Genomic DNA, 20,919 nt, shown 5'->3' on the forward strand with positions numbered 1-20,919 from the left:
ATATTAATTAAATAATTTATAAAGCCCTAGCCGAGTAGCCCCCAATTTTGACATAATAGTGAGCTTATCCTCATAAACCAAGAAGACTATGGCAAATACTGAGCAAACACTTTTCGCACAACGCTTTCGCGGCTTTTTTCCTGTTGTTATTGATGTAGAAACCGCCGGCTTTAATAAAGAAACCGACGCCTTACTTGAAATTGCCGTATCAATTTTAAAAATGGATGACGAAGGGTTACTCAGCATAGATCATACCGTTCATTTTCATGTAGAGCCTTTTGAAGGCGCTAATATTGAACAAGCCGCAATTGAATTTAACGGCATAGACCCGTTTAGCCCGTTGCGCGGCGCTGTACCAGAAGACGAAGCAATTAAAGAAATTTGTAAAGCAGTACGTAAAGCGCAAAAAGCTGCTGGGTGTCAACGCTCAGTTGTAGTGGCACACAATGCCGCCTTTGATCACGGCTTTTTAAATGCAGCCATTGAGCGTAACAATATTAAGCGTACGCCATTTCATCCATTTGTGAGTTTCGACACAACCTCGCTTGCAGGGTTAGCTTTAGGCCAAACGGTACTAGCTAAAGCATGTAGAGCCGCGGGGATTGAGTTTGATAACAGCCAAGCACACTCGGCACTTTACGATACAGAACGCACAGCAGAACTATATTGTTTAATAGTAAACCGTTGGCAAGAGCTAGGGGGCTGGCCGTTAGCGCCACTACCTGAAAGTGACGCCCAGGAAACTGAAAACACCGAAGAGGATACTAAAACGACTGAGTGATTTTTCCCTCAGAAAGTTTTACTAAGTGGGGTGGGTAAATACGCGAAAACTGTTTTGTGTCTTTTGCTATTTTAAGCTCCACACCTGGGTGCATTATTTCATTAATTTTAAGTCGGCTAGTTGCCAATAGCTGAGAAATTTTTTGCTTCACCAATCTTTTTTGACGTTGTACGTGCATGGCGCGAGTTTTTATATGCTGCTCATTAGCGGCAATTTTATCTAGTAGCTGTTGGCGTTGAGCTGCAACTGGAATTTTTATCGCTTTTTCTTTAGCTTGTTTAAGTGCAGATGTTTTACTTGCTAACACTTTTTCAAAATCAATTATTTGAGACTGCTTTGAGCGCAGTTCATGCCAGTTTTGAGCTAAAAACACACGAGTCTTAGTCCCTGCCGGCGCACCTAGCTCACCTGTTTCAATACGCATAGCATCAAGAATATTGCCCCCAATTATTTTGCCGCGAGGGTTACCTGCTTTACCAACACGTATTAAGCGCCTTGCACTTAAATTACAATGCAATGCTTGGCGTTCTATAAATAAATCTTGCGCACTTTTAATATTACAGTACTGGGCATAGCCAATAGAAATAGTACGCTGGGCTGAAATTTCGCAAGTAAATGCTTCTTCATTTTCACGCTTACGGCCAATAGCGCCGAGCATAATAGTTACCGCGCTTTGGCTTTCAATCGTGCCTGATTCAACAAACCCCAATACAGTAATATCGCCATTGGCTTTAACCCGCATACCATCTTTTACGTCACCAGATATAATTACACTGCCATCAAAATCAACATGACCTGTACTTACATCTACATTATGAAAACACAAAACATCGTCAACCCGCATGCCTCTAGGTAAGGCCACAGGCACACCTTTACAATCGGCAATTAGCATGTTTGGGTTATTAGGATCTATTTTTGTGCCTTCAAAGGGCTGTAATTGATGCTCTTTACCGGGTGTTGCCTTGATCATATCGCCAAAAACCGTATAGCCATCTTCACCTGGAGTAGCTGCTACTCGCTGCATTAAAGGGGTGCCGGGTTTTACCGTAATAATCGCGCCAAGGTCTTTCATATCGACCTTGCCACCTTCTTTTGCTTGGGGGCTAAGTACGCGGTCTTGCGCTGTAGAGCAAAGGCGAACAAACCTCGCATCACTACCTTCTTTAGGGTTTCGGCCATGAGCCACAATAGCGCTGTATGATGTACCTGCAGGGTGAGAAAACTGCTGACCTAAAAACGTATCAAGTGCACGAGGACTAATGCCTTTTTTTACACCGGCTTTAACTAAAGCTGCTTGAGCTGCCTCCATAGAGAGTAATGCGCCGCCTTTGGCCGTGGTAAGCGTTGCCTCTGCAACCATGTTTTTTTCATCAACGTTAATAACAATGCTCGCGTCCGTGGCTTTGGCAATTACTAATGATTCTTGCTGATAATTTTTACTCGGTGAAAATAACTTACCAATATTGCCAGAGAGTACTTCAAACTCGCAATAATCCGACTGTTCAAGCAGCTCAATAAGTTGAGCACTCGTTACCGGAAATCCATTATCAATAGGGTGTGCAGATAACGCCAGCTCACCCGTTTGTTCATTAAATAAAAAAACCGACATTTATAAATTCCCTACGTAATATGCCTGTTATTATGATTATTACTTTTACTACTAAAGCCTTATAGCTAGTGTAAAATTTAACTCCTTATTTGAGCACAACTTGACCGGTATGTTAAGTAAATGTTCAGTATTTGTTTGCTTTTTTACAAACTTGTGCTTGTTTACTGTTCAGTTGATTCAGTTAGCTAAAATAAAAGTGTCACACCCCTTGAGTATCAGTCGTTTACTCAGTTATACTGCCCTCACTGAAAGAAATTCATATTTCAGGGGCTGATTAGGATTCGACGGAATTCAAGAAGCCTGAGGTGCATGTCGAGGTGCGGTTTGCCTCGTAAAAAAGCCGCAATTTAAAGTAATCGCAAACGACGATAACTACTCTCTAGCAGCTTAGGCTGGCTAGCGCTCCTTCCAAGTATTCTTGTGGACTGGATTTTGGAGTGTCACCCTAACACCTGATCGCGACGGAAACCCTGGCCGGGGTTGAAGCGTTAAAACTAAGCGGCCTCGCCTTTATCTACCGTGTTTGTCCGGGATTTAAAGGTTAATTAAATGACAATACTAAACATGTAGTACCGACGGTCGAGGCTTTTCGGACGGGGGTTCAAATCCCCCCAGCTCCACCAATACAGGTATTTAAGTTCGTTACTTAAAAACCATAAAAAACCGCCAATTTGAGCAATCAAGTTGGCGGTTTTTTTATGGCTTTAATTTATTCTGTGCTTGTAGCGGCTAGCTTCATTTTTATCGACCTTACTTTCATTTTAATACTAATAATAATAAGCGTTAAAAACGACATTAAGCTAATTAGTAGAGTTAAATCTAATATCGGTGACTTGGCGAGTTGTGTGTTTGTAGGTGTGACGGGCAAAGCGTCAGGCTTATTTTGTTGTTGCCTAATGTAGCTTTGGCTTATCCAATCAACGGCGTTGATCCACTGAATTTTATCAGGGTTATCATTATCAAGCTTGCTCATTACATAGGCGTCGTTATTAAGCGATTTAGCAAGGTTAATTAACTGCTCCCAAAATACATGTTCAGTGCCTAGCGCATCTATTTCTTGTAGGTGCTGCTTTAACCTTTCTGCGCCCATGCTGTTTATATTTGGTTGCTTTAGAATCTTTGCGTAACTGTTTATGTGCGCTGAAAAGCGAGCAAAATAGCTATCAATTTTTTGCTGCGCCCCTTGGTTAAGCTCATTTGTGCTGTGGGTGTTAGGCAAGGTGACTTCTAGGTGCTTTTTTTGATTTGCTAAGTACTGCTTATAATGAACGTAATTTAATGTTGTTGAGGGCGAAGCTGATGAGCTGTCTATCATACTCATTTTAAGTGTGTTAAAGCTTATTACTGCTGAGCAGATAAGGCAGATGAATAATAGGCTATAGCAAAAAAATAACGCACTTTGCAGTGCAAGTTTGGGCAGGGTGGCAGGGCTATTTACGCCGGCCTTTTTAATGCTTGCTATTGTATTAGCTGTGTTTTTTACTGCAGGCTCATTGTGAGCAACAACCAGTTTGGTACCCGCGGCTCTTTGGGGTGCCCTTACACTTGCGTGCGGTTCTACTTTGGTGATTAAACCAAAACTTTTTAGTTTAGATTCTGTTTTAACTGCATCAATACTTGATAGGTCTTTGACGAGTGCGTAGGCTCGGCCATCAAATAATTTTACAGCGACATTATGAGGAATTTTTAAAAACTGACAGAGTTGCTCTTGTACGGTACTAATGTCAGCATTTTGGTGTAACTGACCATTAAAAATAATTTTAAATGAGGCGCTCACGCTATGTCCTTATTCGTGCAACTTCCATTGAGGAATTTTTATTATTGTTTTAACACGCTGTTAATTTACCAGATAAAATAAGGGGTTTCTAGTATTTAGCCTTATTAAACTAGTAATAAAGCCTGAACAAAATTTACTCTGTTGAGTTTTTAACGCATTGTTTTGTGGTGATTTTAGTGGAAGTGCTTGTTTTTCATGTTGTTTTATTAGGAACGCGGTGTGTAGGCTTTTATAAAGCGATTTAAACGTGTTGTTTACATTTAATAAATATAGTGAAGCAAGGGAGGGCGCGTGCGATTTAGCATTTAAATACGTTGCCCTTTGCAAGGGGATTTACAAAGGGCAACCAGAGTGTTTATTTTACTGCTGCTTTAATGGGCGTTTCGCCGTCAAATAGTTCAAAAACACGGTTGCCATTAAATGCGTTAGTAGCAATATGTAATAGGGCATTGGCAACGTTTTCGCGGCTAATTTTAGCTTTAGAACGATCGTTTGGACGCTCGGTGGTTACTTTCATTGAGGCGCTTTCATCGGTCAGCCCACCAGGGCGCACTATGGTGTAGTTTAAGCCACTGTTGATAAGGTGCTCATCGGCCATATGTTTGGCAACTAAGTAAGGTTTTAAGTCACTTTCTATTGAGTCTGGATCGTCAGCGCCAATAGAGCTAATCATAATAAAATGCTTTACGCCATGCTCTTTAGCATACGTTGCTGCTTTGGTGGCTGCCCATAAATCAATAAGCACGGTTTTGTCTGTGCCTGTACTTCCGCCAGAGCCAGCAGCAAAAATAACTTGATCGCAATCTTTTAACGCACCAGAAAAATCTTCTTCGAGATCTTGCTCCACAATGCTTAAAAATGGACTATCTAAATCATCTAACTTACTTTTATCACGCACTAATGCAGATACATTTTGCTCATTGTTTAAAAGCAACTTGGTTGCCATTTTACCAATTTGCCCGCTAGCGCCAATAATTAGGGTCTTACTCATAATTAATTCCTTCTCAATTTAGTGTAAAGGTATTTAGTACAAATAGACCTTGGGGTAGGCATTCGTTTTTAAAGGGTAAAACGCTGTTTTTCTCTACAAAGTGGTTATTTAAAAGTAAATAAAAATTGAGTCTGAACTGAGCATGAAAATTAGCCGCTTTTTACTGTGTTTATTCAATCATTATGCTGACTTCGGTAACATAATTATGATGGTATAAACTGATGCGAACAGCATGGTTTTGGTAGTTATAGTAAAGGGTGCGGTAGTTATTATCGCCTTTGCTGTTAATGGGATCACCAAGGGCCTGCTGATAAAACTTAGAAATAGCATCAATAGAAGCAGCTAAATACCCTGTTCTAACCAGCGGGTATTCGCCAGTTACATCCATGGTGGTTATGAATTCTTCAGGTAAGGGGATGGCGGTTACGTCTTGGCTAAATGTGTTAAACGATATAGCGGCGAGTAATGTTACAGCACAGGTTAAAGCTTTCATTGTGATCCTTTTATTGATACCCATCCGCATTCATACATATGGTGTGCATTGGTTATATAATACCAGTGCACAATAATACTTGATCATTTTGCGGTGCTAACCGTGTCGCTACCTGTTTTAAAAAATTCTTATTTAGAACAACTAAATAGCGAACTTTTTACCTAGCTATCAACACGTTTTTTCAGCCTCAAAATTGATCACTTAATTAAGCGGATTGGTATAAATTCCTTTTATGGTTATTATTTTACGCAAAAAATGAATGATGTCATTTAAATTTTATTTCGTATTAAATCACGCACTATAAAACGCGCAGGGTGAATGGCCTGGCTTACACGCTCGCTGAGTGGGCGAGGTTCATTATTTAACGTGCTAATAAAGTGCTCGCTTAATAACGGTGCGCTGCATAATGCGCGCGCTCCAAACCCAGTAAAAATATGTAAGCCTTGTTGTGGCTTGCATAGAGGTGAGTATTGATAGCGTTTACCTAGGCGTAAATTAGCAAAGGCGGTGCTGTAATCGCTTTGCTCACACCATTGTCCTGCCATTGGTAAGTGATCTATAAACGTGCAGCGCACAGCTGCTTTAGCACAGGTAATGTCACCTAATGTGGTGGCAAAGTCGCTTTGATGGTAAAAGCTAAGTAGTTGCTCATGGTTTAGCTGGTTGTCTTTTTCTGTAACGGCGCGACTTTTTGTGTTTTTTTCAAATGTAGCGCCCATACAGTGTTTACCTAAATAGGCGGGGGTAAAATAACCTTTATGGCACAACACGGTTTTAAGCTGCTTAGATTGTTCACTCGCTTGAATATGCGATACTTGACCACGTACCCCTACAATAGGTAATGCGTTTGTTTGTTCAAACGCATCGCTATGCTCACCTGCACATATTATTACATCACTAAAAGGGCCATATCGGGTATGCTTGTGGGTTAAATACCAGCCTGCATCGGTTTTAGTAAGCTGCTGTATATGGCAATTAAAATAGCTATTAATAGGGTTAAGGCTTTTGGCCGCTTTTAGCATTGCCTCAACTAGCTGGGGTGGGTTTACCCAACCGCCTTGCTCAAAATAAACGCCGGAGTAGCCGGTTTTTACGCCTGCCAGTTTATCTCCTTGCTCTACAGTTACATTGCGCATTAAGGCTTGAGGCCATAACTGTTTTTGTTCTAAGTTTTGATGTTTATCGGCAAGAGGCTTTTTAACCGCATGTTGCAGTACACCGCACCAGCTATAATCAAAATTAAAGCCGTTTTTTAGTAGTTGCTGGTAACTGCGTTTAGCGTATAAAAAACTGTGCGCAAATAATTCACTATGAGGTGAGTTTTTAGCTTGCAGATGGGGGTAAACCGCGCCTTGTACGTTATGTGAAGCGCCCATAGCTGGTTTTTCATCTTGGCAAAATAGGCTACTTTTAATGCCACGCTTAGCCAAACTGTGCAAAATACAGCTACTCGCAATCCCACCGCCAATTACAGCAACATGCTCTAGCTTGGCAGGGGGTTGTTCAAAGTACGGGGGGGATGACTGTGCACTATTAGCGTGTGCTAATTGGCCTATCAGCATTTCGCGTTTACGGCCAAAGCCTTTCGCTTTTTGCATGCTAAAGCCCGCAGCTATTAAGCCTCGGCGTACAAAGCCTGCAGCGGTAAATGTGGCAAGTGTTGCATGCTTGCGCGATATATCAACCATGGCATTAAACACACTTTGTTGCCACATGTCAGGGTTTTTACTTGGTGCAAAGCCATCTAAAAACCACGCATCGACCACCCCTGATTGCGGGTAGCTCATTGCATTTATTGAATCAAGCACGTCGCCAAAATACAAATCAAGAATAACTTGGCCGTTATTAAATTCTATACGATGACAGCCGCCTAAGTTTATAGGGTAGTGCGTTATTAATTCGTCACTAAGCTTGTTTAATGTTGGCCACGCTTGCAGTGCTTTTTTTAGATCATCAGCATTAAGCGGGTATTTTTCAAACGAGATAAAATGCAACCGCTTAACCCGTTTGTCTACTTGATTTTGAACTTGTTGATTGGCAAGGTGGTCATTAAAGTGTTGCCATGCATTTAAAAAGTTTAAACCAGTACCAAAACCGGTTTCGGCAATAACAAAATGCGTTTGGTCATGATTTTGTAACCGCGCCTGTATATTGTTTTGTTGATAAAACACGTAATGCGATTCAGCAAGGCCGTCGTCATTAGAAAAATAAACATCGTCAAAGTTATCGGCTACTGGTGTGCCTACTTCATTAAAGTGTATTTGGGCGTTTTTTATCATGACTTATTAAATTTTTAGACAGTATTTTTTAATTATTTTACGGGTTTTCTTTGAAATAGTCTGGCGTTATTTATAAGCTATTAAATTCAGAGTACAGGTGTACGCTAGAAAGCTGACCACTTAACACCTAAAAACAGCGTAAAATACACAGTAATTTAGTATCAAGCTAAGGGAATTACCCATGAGAAGAGCCGTAATTACGGGTATCGGTGTTGTATCAAGCATCGGTAATAACAAACAAGAAGTATTAGAGTCACTAAAAGCGGGCAAAAGCGGTATTGCTTTTAACCAAGAATTTGCCGATTACAACTTACGTAGTAATGTATCGGGCAAAATTGATATTGATGTTAAAGAACACGTAGACCGTAAAGCAATGCGCTTTATGGGTGATGCTGCTGCTTACTCTTATATTTCTATGAAGCAAGCAATTGAAGACGCTGGCTTATCTGATGAGCAAGTATCTAATGAGCGCACGGGTTTATTAGTTGGCTCTGGTGGTGGCTCTTCAAAGTGGCAAGTAGAAGCGGCCGATATTTTGCGCGAAAAAGGCGTAAAGCGTGTAGGTCCTTATATGGTTCCGCGTACGATGGCAAGCACGACATCGGCTTGTTTAGCAACGCCATTTAAAATTAAAGGCGTTAACTATTCTATAAGCTCTGCGTGTGCAACATCTGCACATTGTATTGGCCACGCTGTTGAGCAAATTCAATTAGGCAAGCAAGATGTTATTTTTGCCGGTGGTGGTGAAGAGCTCCACTGGACTCTTGCAATGGAATTTGACGCAATGGGCGCGTTATCTACCAAATATAACGAAACACCAGAAAAAGCATCACGTACGTACGATGCAAACCGCGATGGTTTTGTTATTTCTGCTGGTGGCGGTATTGTTGTAGTAGAAGAGCTTGAGCATGCACTTGCTCGTGGCGCACATATTTACGCAGAAATTGTAGGCTATGGTGCTACATCTGATGGCTACGACATGGTAGCACCGTCAGGTGAAGGCGCAGTACGCTGTATGCGCCAAGCAATGCAAGGTGTTGATACACCAATTGATTACTTAAACACGCACGGTACCTCTACGCCAGTAGGCGATGTTAAAGAGCTAGGCGCTATTCAAGAGGTGTTTGGTGGTAACTCGCCGCTTATTAGTGCGACTAAATCATTAACGGGTCACGCACTGGGTGCTGCGGGTGTTCACGAAGCTATTTTCTCAATTTTAATGATGGAAAACGACTTTGTAGCGCCATCTATTAACGTAGATGAGCTAGATGAGCAAGCACAAGGCCTTAACATTGTAACTGAGCGCCGTGATGCACAGCTTAATACTGTTATGTCTAATAGCTTTGGCTTTGGTGGTACAAACGCCACATTAGTTATGAGCAAATATAAAGGTTAATTCGTTTTCTCTTTATAGTGATTAAAAGCCGAGCATTGCTCGGCTTTTTAGTTTGTGTAATGGCTCGGTTGTTCGTTACAATAGCGCCTCATTTTGCCATACGGACTCCCCAATGAAGATTCTTGCCGATCAAAACATGCCTTTAGTTGAGCAGTATTTTGCAGACTTTGGTGAGGTAACGCGCTTTGATGGACGAAACTTAGCACCCGATGCGTTAATTGATGTTGATGTATTACTTACGCGTTCGGTTACTAAAGTAAACAGTGACTTGCTTGCCCACGCTAATAAATTAAGCTTTGTAGGTACCGCCACTATTGGTGTTGATCATATAGATACTCAGTTACTAAACGATAAAGGTATTGCCTTTAGTAGTGCCCCTGGCTGCAATGCAATTGCGGTGGCTGAGTATGTAATAAGTAGCTTGTTTGCCTTAAGCCAAGAAAACGCAGCCCCTTTAAGTGGTCAAACAATAGGTATTGTTGGGGTGGGTAACATTGGCAGCTGTTTAGCACAAAAACTAAAAGCACTTAATGTTGATGTTTTATTATGTGACCCAATTAAACATGAGCAGGGATTATTAGCCGAGCATGTTGAGCTTGACGAACTACTTGAGCGCGTAGATGCGGTTACCTTTCATGTACCGCTGATTAAAACCGGTAAGCACAAAACGCATCATTTAATTGATGAAAAACGCCTTAAAGCGTTAAAGCCTGGGTTAGCAGTTATAAATGCGAGCCGTGGAGAAGTAATTGATAATCAAGCTTTGTTATCGGTTATGGAGCAAGGGGCAGACTTAGATTTGGTTTTGGATGTTTGGGAAAACGAGCCTAACATTTTAATTCCATTGCTTGATCATGTGCGCTATGCCAGCGTGCACATTGCCGGCCATACCCTTGAAGGAAAAGCCCGCGGCACACAAATGCTGTACCAAGCATTGTGTAAATTAAAAGGCGTAACCGCAGAAAAATCTCTTGCTGATTTTTTACCACAACCTGCTGTTACAAGCCTAAGTTTACAAAGCAGCTTTACTGAGGCTGATATTGCGCGTTTAGTGCATTTAATTTACGACGTACGCCGTGATGATGGCATTTTGCTGCGCAACTTAGCAAAAGACGGGTTTGATAGTTTACGTAAAAACTACCCAGTAAGGCGTGAGTTTAGCACTTTAACGGTAAAAGGGAGTGCACAGCATACAGATGCACTCGCTCAGCTTGGCTTTAACACCGCAAACTAATTTAACTAGTAGTGTTGTTTTAACACTGCTTAAAGAGGATAAAATATGTCGCAAAAATATAACGTTGCTGTACTTGGCGCTACAGGCTTAGTAGGTCGTCAAATTATTGAAACCCTGGAAGATCGTAAATTTCCGGTAGACCAACTTTTTTTACTAGCCAGTAGCCGCAGCGCAGGTGAAGACATAAAGTTTCGTGGTGAAACCATTGAAGTACAAGACGTAGAAGGCTTTGACTTTAGCCAAGCACACATAGGTTTGTTTTCAGCTGGTGGCAGTGTATCAGAAAAATACGCGCCAATTGCAGCCGATGCGGGCTGTGTTGTAATTGATAACACCTCACATTTTAGAAATGATTTTGAAGTACCTCTAGTGGTACCAGAAGTTAATGCAGCAAGCCTTGAAGACTTTAGAAACCGCAATATTATTGCAAACCCTAACTGCTCTACTATTCAAATGATGCTAGCGCTTAAACCAATTTACGATGCTTATGGTATTGACCGCATTAATGTATCTACATACCAAGCTGTATCTGGTGCAGGTAAAGAAGCCGTAGATGAATTAGCAAAGCAAACAGCTAATTTAATGAACGCTCGCCCAATGGAAAACGAAATTTTTCCTAAGCAAATTGCATTTAACGTTATCCCTCAAATAGATACCTTTGAAGATAACGGCTACACGCGCGAAGAAATGAAAATGGTAAACGAAACGCATAAAATCTTGGGTGATACCACTATTGCTATTAACCCAACCTGTGTACGTGTACCTGTATTTTTTGGCCACTCTGAGTCAATCAACATTGAAACACGCATGCCGTATGACTTTGAGCACGTTAAACAGCTTTTAAATGATGCCCCAGGAGTCGAGCTTATTGAAGATGAGGGCGATTACCCAACCGCGGTTTCAGACGCTAGTGGTAATGATACAGTTTATGTGGGCCGCTTACGCGCCGATATTTCGCACCCTCATGGTTTAAATATGTGGGTTGTAAGTGATAACACCCGTAAAGGGGCTGCCACTAATAGTGTGCAAATAGCGGAAGAGTTAATCGCTAACTACTTATAAATACCCACTAATATTGTGTGTAAATTAAGCGGCAAACTTTTATAGTTTGCCGCTTTTGTATTTAAGGGAGCCAAATTATTGCCGCTTAGCGTTGCTACTAAACTAAACGCCTTGATCTATCACGATAAAATAGTATTAAGAATAAAGTTTTAAGGTATTTATTTTCAAAGCGTTGCAATGGATATTAGGCCGCAACTGGTTTATAGTTTGTAACTGGAATAGAGCTTGCAATAAAAATAGATTGTAATAACAAATGTAGATCAGCTATTTGGCTGGTTACGGCAAGAATAATTAATGTTGAGCAGCTAAATAAATAGCAAAGCATTTAACATTTACACATTAAAGGATCAGCATGCGCGGTTTAGCTTCACTTATTATATTAGCGTCTGCATTGGTAGTAACTCCAATTTACTCTCAAGACAGCACCCAATTAAAGGGGCCAAAAGGCGCTGACTATGGTGCGCAAGGGCGATCAATAGGGCCTATAAAGCCAACCGATACACTATGGCGTATTGCTGCCAAAGTACGCCCAGATAACTCAGTTAGTATCTACCAAGTTATGCAAGCCTTGTATAACAAGAACCCTAATTCTTTTTTAGAACAAAACCTAAACCACATGCAAAGTGGTGCATATTTAAAAATACCCACCTTAGCGGAAATTAGGCGCGTAAATCCACAGCTTGCTAAACAACGCTCAGAGCAAGATGACGCGCTGTGGGAAAAAAAGAAAAATGGCACACTAACCACCAGTGAAATTAACGCCGCGCAAACTAAAGTAACACAAGCTCGTAAAGCCGATGTTGACGACGCTAAAAAAGAAATCCAAAAAGAATTAAATGAAATAAAAACGCAGCAAGGTAATAAGCTTGTAGAGCTGCAGCAGCAATTTAAAAGCTCGGTTAATAATGTAGAAGAAATATTAGCTGAGAATAATAATCTCAAAAAACAATTGTCGGGTATTTCAAAAGAGCTCGCCAATGTAAAAGAACAGCTAGGTCAAGACAGCGAAATTCAAAAGCAGCTAAAAGAGCTAATAGAAAAACAAAACGAAATAATAGCTCAGCAAAAAGTGCAAGAAGTACCAAAAGAAGAATCTTTTGACCTAGGCGCTTTAATGTCTAACCCACTTGTACTTATTTTATTAATGACCATTCCTGCGTTATTAATTATTTTTGCTGTGGTGATGTTTTTACGAAAGCGAGCCAACAAAGACGAAGAAACTCAAGATGACGATGATTTTCTGCCACAAACGCCCAGCTTTACCGAAGACGAGCCGCAAAGTAATGATGCGTTAGACGATCCAATCATTCCTGACCCGCTTGATGATTTAGATATTCAACTAGATGACAATCATAGCAACGATATTTTGCCAGAGGATGATATTGCATTTGATGATTCTCTCGATGATGCGTTAGACGATGAATTTTCTGATTCAGAAAACTTGCTCGATCAAGACGAATTAGAAAGCCTATTAAGTGATGATATTGTTTTTGATGACGAAGGCAGTGAAGGGGACGAGTTAGACGTTTTCATGCAGCAGGGCTTTGATGAACCTGTAGATGAAAAACAAGATGATGAAATTGACCTTGATCTAGATGATACAAAAGATTCGGACGATATTTTAAGCAGTGACGACCTAGACGATTTATTTGACGAGGACGATAGCCTGCCTGAAATTGACTTGCCTGAGGTTGAGCAACCTACCGCAGATAGCAGCTTAGAAAGCAATGATGAGTTGGCCGCCTTAAGCGAAGAGCTAGCCCAAGAAGAGGATGATGACTTTGATATTGATGAATTATTAGATCAACAAGCTGATAAAGAATCACCAAAAGACGATGACTTTGATTTAGACGACATAGACAGCTTAATTGATGAAGCCGGCGATACACCTGATGAAACCCCTGCTGATGCGCTGGTTGAAGAAAGCGATGACTTTGATTTAGACGACATAGACAGCTTAATTGATGAAGCGGGCGATACACCTGATGAAGCCCCTGCTGATGCGCTAGTTGAAGAAAGCGATGACTTTGATTTAGACGACATAGACAGCCTAATTGATGACGCAGGCGATACAACCGAAGAAACCCCTGCTCATGCGCTGGTTGAAGAAAACGATGACTTTGATTTAGACGACATAGACAGCTTAATTGATGACGCGGGCGACACACCTGATGAAACCCCTGCTGATGCGCTGGTTGAAGAAAACGATGAGTTTGATTTAGACGACATAGACAGCTTAATTGATGAAGCCGGCGATACAACCGAAGAAACCCCTGCTGATGCGCTGGTTGAAGAAAACGATGACTTTGATTTAGACGACATAGACAGCTTAATTGATGAAGCAGGCGATACACCTGATGAAACCCCTGCTGATGTGCTAGTTGAAGAAAGCGATGACTTTGATTTAGACGACATAGACAGCTTAATTGATGAAGCCGGCGATACAACCGAAGAAGCTCCTGCTGATGCGCTAGTTGAAGAAAGCGATGACTTTGATTTAGACGACATAGACAGCCTAATTGATGAAGTTGAAGATTCACCTGCCGCTCAAGTAGCAACAGATAATGATACAGAGCGAGATATTGATAGCGCATTAGCTGATTCAGTCGAAGATCTAGCTGATGCACAGGAAGATTTTGACGAAGATGATATTGAAACATTAGCGTCTTCACTTATTGATGAGCCAGAGCTTCTCGAGGAACCAGAGCTTGCAGATGGGCGTGAACTTGTAGATGAGCCAGAGCTTGCAGGAGAACCAGAGCTTGTAGAAGAACCAGAGCTTGCAGATGAGCCTGAACTTGTAGATGAGCCTGAACTTGTAGAAGAACCTGAACTTGTAGAAGAACCCGAGCTTGCAGATGAGCCAGAGCTTGAAGGTGAGCCTGAGCTTTGGGAAGAACCAGATCTCGAAGAAGAGCCTGAGCTTGAAGAGGAGCCTGAGCTTCTCGAGGAACCAGAGCTTGTAGAAGAACCCGAGCTTGCAGATGAGCCCGAGCTTGCAGACGAGCCTGAACTTCTCGAGGAACCAGAGCTTGATGCTGACTTGCTTGAAAACACTGACTTTACAGATAGTTCAGAAACGTTACTCGACCCAGAAGATGCACAGGAAGAGTACACTGACGATACCCTAAAAAGTGTTGATGAATTACTCAACGAGCTACAGCAGGCTACAGACGAAGACTATGTTGAAAACCCTGATTGGGCGTTAGATGATCTTGATGATGACATTGAAGAGGTAGAGGTTGACTTAGGTGACGATCCGCTTGATTCACCAGAAACACCAGCGAGTCCGCTTTTAAATACTCAACCTGAAAATGATGCTGTAAATGATACGCTTAGTGATGATATAGACTTTTCAGATGATAAGCCCGAGACGTTAGATGTAACAGAGCAACAGCAATATCTACCTGATGAGTTATTGGGAGATGAGCTTGATGGTGATGCAACAGGCATGCAGCCAAGCCAAGCTGAACAAGACTTAGCAAACGCACTTTCAGGCAGTGAATTAGATAGCTTAGAAGACGACTTTGATGATGAAAGCCAGCTAGATTTATCTGAAAATACGGATGAAGACGAAGGGGTTTTCGATGATGATTTATTGCAAAGCGTTGATGAGCTAGACGACGAGCTTAATGCTTTATTAGATGAGCAAGTAACTCCAAGTGAAGAACTTGACGAGTACCCTGAGTTAGAGCTTGATAACGATGACGAAATTGATTTAGATGCTCAGCAATCATATAGTCCGCAAGAGTTACAAGGTGATGAACTTGATGGACAAGCAAGCGGTATGGCGCCAAGCCAAGCTGAGCAAGACTTAGCAAATGCACTTGCTGGTAACACTGGTATTGATGCGTTAGAAGCCGACCTAGATGACGAGCCGCTGATTGACGATGAGCTTGATGCGCCTTTACCGCAAGAGGAACCTCTAGGTGAAGCGCAAGCAAAGGATAGTGCGCAGGAACAACCTGATTTTGACGATGCAATTTTAGAACAAGCACTTTCAGAATACGTTGAAGATGAAATAACAAATTCGCAATTAGAAGCCGAGCTAACACAGGCTGCTGATGATCAAACTAATGAAGACGTTATACCCGACGAGCAGCTAGACGATGAATTTATGGCTGACTTAACGCAAACCGATTTTGATGCGTTGCTTAGTGAGTTAGGTGAACCGGATGAGTTAAATTTAGAAGATAGCAGCGAATTTGATGTCGACTTTGATAGCCTATTAAACGAAGACTTAGACACTGAAGTTGAAGCGAAAGCGGTGCAAGAAGAGCCTTCGCAAAATGATCAGCAGGCTACAACCGATGATTTTGTTGATATTGACGCGCTACTTGAGCAAAGCGATGACTCAGTACTTGAGCACGAACCCTATGACGAGGTTAATATGGACGTAGGGTTAAGTGACTTTGATTCGTTACTGGCAGGCGATAACCCAACAGATGTTGACTTAGAAAGCGGTGGTTATTCTGCCAAGCTTGATTTGGCAAGAGCATACATTGAAATTGACGACTTTGACTCAGCCCTTAAAGTGATTGAAGATGTTATTGAAAGTGGCCCTGAAGATGTACAAGAAGAAGCGCAAAGTTTAAAAGCTAAACTTAACTAGAGCATTCATGATTATAAAAACCGCATTAGCTTTGTTAATGCGGTTTTTTTATAGGTACGAATAACTCTAACCTATAAAAGCACTTAATTAGTTTTAGATGTTTATTAAACCCAAGACGTTAAAAGCTCACTAACTTATCGCTGTGTTTTATTGGGGTAAAATAAATTACTTAATTTTGCGAATAACTATAAATAGACTAGGTTACTTTTATTGCACCGCGAGATAGCATAAAATGCCCCGTTCATTAGCACAGTAGGTAAAGCAGTAATTATGCGAGTAGCACTTGGAGTTGAATACAACGGCGCACGTTACAGTGGGTGGCAACGTCAGTCTCATGTAAATAGCGTACAACAAGAAGTAGAAAAAGCGTTGTCGAGCATTTGTAATCATCCGGTTGAAATAGTGTGTGCGGGCCGCACAGATGCAGGAGTACATGGCACTGGTCAAGTTGTACACTTTGAAACCCATGCTCCCCGTGAGATGGTTGCATTTACTATGGGAATGAACACGTTACTCCCTAAAGATATAGCGATTCGTTTTGCTCAACCTGTTAGTGAAGACTTTCATGCACGCTTTAGCGCAACAGCGCGTCGTTATCGTTATGTTATTTATAATTACGCTTATAGAGGCGCAGTTATGAATGAAGGCGTTACGCATTTTCATCACCCACTTGATGAAACAAAAATGCAAGAGGCGTGTCAGTACTTAATTGGCGAGCACGACTTTACCTCTTTTAGAGCGCTGCATTGCCAAGCTAATACAGCAAACAGAACTATTCATCATTTATCGGTACATCGCCAGGGCGATTACGTTATTATTGATATTAAAGCGAACGCTTTTTTACACCATATGGTGCGAAATATTACCGGCTGTTTGATGGATATAGGCCTTCACAAGCACCAACCTGTATGGTTAAAAGAGCTATTAGATTTAAAAGAACGTGCTAAAGCAAGTGCCACAGCAAAAGCCGCGGGTCTTTATTTAGTAGATGTAGATTACCCAGAACACTTTAATATTCCTAAAACCCCACTAGGGCCATTATTTTTACCTGACTCGGAATGTTAGTGTTGAATTTATAAGCGTTTATCTAACTACTAAGACCAGTTTTTTATACCGTGTTTGTGTAATTCATGTTTTAATTGAAAAAATCTGTCTGCTACTTATTAGCAGACTCGCGACACAGAACAGCATTAAGAGAGTTGCAAATGAGTTGGTTAGAAAAAATCTTACCTAAAACGACTAAGTCGTCAGGTCGTAAAGAAATTCCAGAAGGCGTTTGGGCTAAATGTACAGCTTGCGATTCAATTTTATATAAAGCTGAACTAGAAAAATCATTAAACGTATGTCCTAAATGCGACCATCACATGCGTGTGAGCGGCCGTAAACGTTTAGAGCACTTTTTAGATGAGGGTGACCGCACGGAGCTTGGCACTGAGCACGAGCCTAAAGATGTATTAAAGTTTAAAGACTCTAAAAAATACTCAGACCGTATTAGCGCAGCCCAAAAATCAAGTGGCGAAAAAGACGCGTTAGTAGCAATGAAGGGCCGCTTAAAGGGTATTCCTGTTGCTGCGGTTGCTTTTGAATTCTCATTTATGGGTGGTTCAATGGCTTCGGTTGTAGGCGCACGTTTTGTTGATGCCGTAGACCAATGTTTAGAGCACAACATGCCATTAGTGTGTTTCTCTGCCTCAGGTGGTGCACGTATGCAAGAAGCGCTTATGTCGCTTATGCAAATGGCTAAAACCAGCGCTGCGCTTGCTAAAATGAGCGAAAAAGGCCTGCCGTTTATATCAGTAATGACCGACCCAACCATGGGTGGCGTTTCTGCATCATTAGCGATGTTAGGTGATATTAACGTAGCTGAGCCAAAAGCCTTAATTGGCTTTGCGGGCCCGCGCGTAATTGAGCAAACAGTACGTGAAACCTTGCCAGAAGGTTTTCAACGCAGTGAGTTCTTATTAGAGCACGGTGCAATTGATATGATTATTGACCGTCGTGAAATGCGCGACACATTAGCACGCGTACTTGCTAAATTTATGAACTTGCCTTCTACCGAACAAGAGCATAGAGTAGCGTAAATTTCAGCTTTACTGATTACACGCTATGACAAATACAATTCCTAGCCAATCATCAAGCCTTGATGATTGGCTTTGTTATTTAGAGAGTGTTCACCCTGCAAATATTGAAATGGGACTCGAACGCGTTGCTACTGTTGCAAATAACATTGGCTTATTAAACACTTCCAGCAAAATTATTCTTATTGGCGGCACAAACGGCAAAGGCACAACTGCACGCTGTTTAGAATCGCTATTACTTGCGCAAGGTTACAGCGTAGGTACGTATGCCTCTCCTCATTTAATTAGATACAACGAGCGTGTGCGCATAAATGGGCAAGAGCTCGATGATCAATACCATGTTGATGCCTTTAACACGCTAGAGCAAGGTCGCGCTAGCACGGCGCTTACGTATTTTGAATATGGCACCCTAGGTGCGCTGGCTATTTTTAAACGCTTTGAAGTTGATTATGTGCTGCTTGAGGTTGGTTTGGGCGGGCGCTTTGATGCCACCAATATTGTTACACCTTATGCAAGCGTGATCACCACCATAGATTTAGATCATAAAGAATACCTAGGCGATACACGAGAGTTAGTTGCTTATGACAAAGCAGGTATATTTCGTCAAAACACGCCGGCTATTATTGGTGATTTAAACATACCACATACAATGACCGATTACGGTGCTGAGATTAAAGCAGGCATGGTTATATCCGGTACTGATTTTATATTCAAAGAGCACGAAGCGCATTTTACATGGCAATATAAAAATCATAATTTGCTGTTAGATAAGCCAGCTATCCCTGCACAAAATGCAGCAACGGCCTTAACAACCCTAGCTGTGCTAAATTTATTGCCAAGTGATGAGGTAATTAAGCATTGTTTAGCTAACTTAGTTGTTGAGGGGCGCTTTGAGCAGTTAAGCACTGCACCTTTAGTGTTTACCGATGTAGCTCACAACCCCGAATCTGCTCGTTATTTAGCACTAAAGCTTGCAAGCTATAAAGATAAAGGCTTTAAAATTCATGCATTAGTCGCTATGCTTGCTGATAAAGATAAAGCGGGTGTACTTAAAGAGGTAAGCCATGTAATTGATCACTGGTCTCTTACTAGCTTGCATATACCTCGTGGCGATAACGTTGAAAATATGGCCGCGGCGTTGCAAACTATACCTCATACAGGCACGCATGAACGCTATAATAGTGTGCACGAAGCACTTAATGTAATTATGCCTACACAGCAAAGTGATACGCTTTTAATTGTGTTTGGGTCATTTTTTACTGTTGCAGATGCTATAAACTACTTTAAAAAATAGAGAGAAAGTCGGTGAACTCAGGTTTTATAAATCGTTTAGTCGGAACCAGTATTGTGGTGATCGCAGCAATTGTGTTTATTCCTAATATACTCGATGGCGAAAAGGTCCACTACAAAGAGGGCTTTAAAGCTATCCCTGAACGCTCTGAGTTTAAAACTATTGACCTTCAAGAGTCTATAGATGAAAAAGTAGCGCAGGCTGAGCCTTTAAAACAAGAGCAAATTGAAGACATAGCTGCCGATGACGATGTGCTGACAAGCAAACAAAGCCAATACGCAGCTGAGCCTGAAATAGTCGAAGCAAGCATAGAGCCTCAAACTGCGCCAGAGCCTGTAGCGAAAGCGCCAGAGCCGGTAAAAGCAAAACCTATTGCGCCACGTAAAAGTGAAGAAAACCTCACTGATATGGCCTATGTAATTCAGCTAGGTAGTTTTTCCCATGCCGCCAATGTTAAGGCCTTACAAGCTAAGCTTAAAGCGAAAGGCTTTAAAACGTTTACAAAACCAATTAAAACGCCAAACGGCACATTGACTAAAGTGTTTGTTGGGCCCTCGCTTGATAAGGGGGAGCTGACCAAAAAGTTACCCGAGCTTAAAGCGCTTACCAAGTTAAACGGTAAAGTCACCCAATACAGTGTCTCTAATTGATTTTAAAAGGCCTTACTATAGTAAGGCTTTTTTTGTTTTTAAGGGCTAAAAATAGCCGTTAAAGTGATAAGTTTTTGTACGTGCTAGTTGCTGGTTATCTCCCGCTTTAACTTGCATATTAACGAGGTTTGGGTATAGAATGCGCCCCAAAATAGCGACTAATTGGTTAATATGATCTGGGTTGATTACGCCATTCTTGGCATCATTGCACTGTCTACCATCATCGGTTTAATACGCGGCTTTGTTAAAGAAGCTATGTCATTAGCAGTATGGGCTTGCGCATTTATCATCTCTAGTTTGTTTTACCAATATTTAGCTTCCTTCCTAACAAGTATTTCTGAACCCCTTTTAAGAAATGCGGCGGCCATTGCCATACTCTTCTTTGCGACGCTACTGTTAGGCGGTTTACTAAACTACATTTTAGGTGAGCTTGTACAACGTACTGGTTTATCTGGCACCGATCGTGTCTTCGGCATTGTTTTTGGTGCGTTACGAGGCGTGTTGGTCGTGAGCGCGTTACTCTTCTTTCTTGATGCTTTTACTGGTGCACCAAACACGCACTGGTGGGGCAATTCTATTTTGATTCCAGAATTTGGCTTTGTTGTTGAATGGTTCTTTTCGTACCTAGAAAACAACTCGAGCTTTTTAAATTCAGTAAACCGTTAA

The 20,919-nt window shown here is 41.5% G+C and carries 15 protein-coding genes and 1 other RNA gene; 11 read left to right on the forward strand and 5 right to left on the reverse strand.

What is annotated here, in order from left to right; translation table 11 throughout:
• Positions 1-88: 88 nt before the first annotated feature.
• Complete coding sequence (gene rnt / locus PSH41_RS11390; protein ID WP_029774102.1) at positions 89-781, forward strand: ribonuclease T; 693 nt, start codon at positions 89-91, stop codon at positions 779-781.
• Here rnt and PSH41_RS11395 read toward each other — a convergent pair.
• Entirely contained in the window at positions 765-2,390 is a 1,626-nt protein-coding gene (locus tag PSH41_RS11395) for a DUF342 domain-containing protein (RefSeq protein WP_054983045.1), read from the reverse strand. The genes rnt and PSH41_RS11395 overlap by 17 nt on opposite strands.
• A 266-nt stretch (positions 2,391-2,656) precedes the next feature.
• On the opposite strand from PSH41_RS11395, the gene ssrA reads away from it, so the two are divergent.
• Positions 2,657-3,013: a transfer-messenger RNA gene (gene ssrA / locus PSH41_RS11400) on the forward strand.
• Between the two features lie 86 nt (positions 3,014-3,099).
• On the opposite strand, the gene PSH41_RS11405 is transcribed toward ssrA, so the two are convergent.
• From PSH41_RS11405 to mnmC, 4 genes are all read right to left on the reverse strand, one after another.
• Positions 3,100-4,167: a hypothetical protein gene (locus PSH41_RS11405; RefSeq protein WP_273589069.1), complete on the reverse strand. Its 1,068-nt coding sequence runs from the start codon at positions 4,165-4,167 to the stop codon at positions 3,100-3,102.
• A 355-nt stretch (positions 4,168-4,522) separates the two neighbouring features.
• Positions 4,523-5,158, reverse strand: a complete 636-nt coding sequence (locus PSH41_RS11410; protein ID WP_273589070.1) for an NAD(P)-binding oxidoreductase — start codon at positions 5,156-5,158, stop codon at positions 4,523-4,525.
• Between the two features lie 169 nt (positions 5,159-5,327).
• Positions 5,328-5,651, reverse strand: coding sequence for a hypothetical protein (locus tag PSH41_RS11415; protein WP_029772569.1), 324 nt, complete (start codon positions 5,649-5,651; stop codon positions 5,328-5,330).
• Between the two features lie 269 nt (positions 5,652-5,920).
• Positions 5,921-7,930 (reverse strand): bifunctional tRNA (5-methylaminomethyl-2-thiouridine)(34)-methyltransferase MnmD/FAD-dependent 5-carboxymethylaminomethyl-2-thiouridine(34) oxidoreductase MnmC, encoded by a 2,010-nt coding sequence (gene mnmC, locus PSH41_RS11420; RefSeq protein ID WP_273589071.1) that lies wholly within the window; start codon positions 7,928-7,930, stop codon positions 5,921-5,923.
• Between the two features lie 181 nt (positions 7,931-8,111).
• Here mnmC and fabB point away from each other — a divergent pair, with 181 nt between their 5' ends.
• The 9 genes from fabB to PSH41_RS11465 all read left to right on the forward strand — a co-directional run bounded on the left by fabB (position 8,112) and on the right by PSH41_RS11465 (position 20,919).
• On the forward strand, positions 8,112-9,326 hold the full coding sequence (fabB, locus tag PSH41_RS11425) for a beta-ketoacyl-ACP synthase I (RefSeq protein WP_004588393.1): 1,215 nt from the start codon (positions 8,112-8,114) through the stop codon (positions 9,324-9,326).
• Positions 9,327-9,438: 112 nt separating this feature from the next.
• Entirely contained in the window at positions 9,439-10,560 is a 1,122-nt protein-coding gene (locus tag PSH41_RS11430; protein ID WP_273589072.1) for a 4-phosphoerythronate dehydrogenase, read from the forward strand.
• 45 nt (positions 10,561-10,605) lie between these two features.
• Positions 10,606-11,622, forward strand: coding sequence for an aspartate-semialdehyde dehydrogenase (locus tag PSH41_RS11435; protein WP_248450616.1), 1,017 nt, complete (start codon positions 10,606-10,608; stop codon positions 11,620-11,622).
• Between the two features lie 352 nt (positions 11,623-11,974).
• Positions 11,975-16,234: a FimV/HubP family polar landmark protein gene (locus PSH41_RS11440; RefSeq protein ID WP_273589073.1), complete on the forward strand. Its 4,260-nt coding sequence runs from the start codon at positions 11,975-11,977 to the stop codon at positions 16,232-16,234.
• 270 nt (positions 16,235-16,504) lie between these two features.
• Positions 16,505-17,299 (forward strand): tRNA pseudouridine(38-40) synthase TruA, encoded by a 795-nt coding sequence (truA, locus tag PSH41_RS11445; protein WP_055253125.1) that lies wholly within the window; start codon positions 16,505-16,507, stop codon positions 17,297-17,299.
• Between the two features lie 140 nt (positions 17,300-17,439).
• The gene (gene accD, locus PSH41_RS11450; RefSeq protein ID WP_024032247.1) at positions 17,440-18,315 is read left to right on the forward strand and encodes an acetyl-CoA carboxylase, carboxyltransferase subunit beta; all 876 of its coding nucleotides are present in this window, start codon (positions 17,440-17,442) and stop codon (positions 18,313-18,315) included.
• A gap of 25 nt (positions 18,316-18,340) precedes the next feature.
• Positions 18,341-19,606, forward strand: a complete 1,266-nt coding sequence (gene folC / locus PSH41_RS11455; RefSeq protein WP_273589074.1) for a bifunctional tetrahydrofolate synthase/dihydrofolate synthase — start codon at positions 18,341-18,343, stop codon at positions 19,604-19,606.
• A gap of 11 nt (positions 19,607-19,617) precedes the next feature.
• Positions 19,618-20,253 (forward strand): SPOR domain-containing protein, encoded by a 636-nt coding sequence (locus PSH41_RS11460; RefSeq protein WP_029772564.1) that lies wholly within the window; start codon positions 19,618-19,620, stop codon positions 20,251-20,253.
• 171 nt (positions 20,254-20,424) lie between these two features.
• The gene (locus PSH41_RS11465) at positions 20,425-20,919 is read left to right on the forward strand and encodes a CvpA family protein (protein ID WP_004586885.1); all 495 of its coding nucleotides are present in this window, start codon (positions 20,425-20,427) and stop codon (positions 20,917-20,919) included.

It is taken from the genome of Pseudoalteromonas sp. CST2 (genome assembly GCF_028599385.1).
GTDB classification, from domain to species: domain Bacteria; phylum Pseudomonadota; class Gammaproteobacteria; order Enterobacterales; family Alteromonadaceae; genus Pseudoalteromonas; species Pseudoalteromonas atlantica.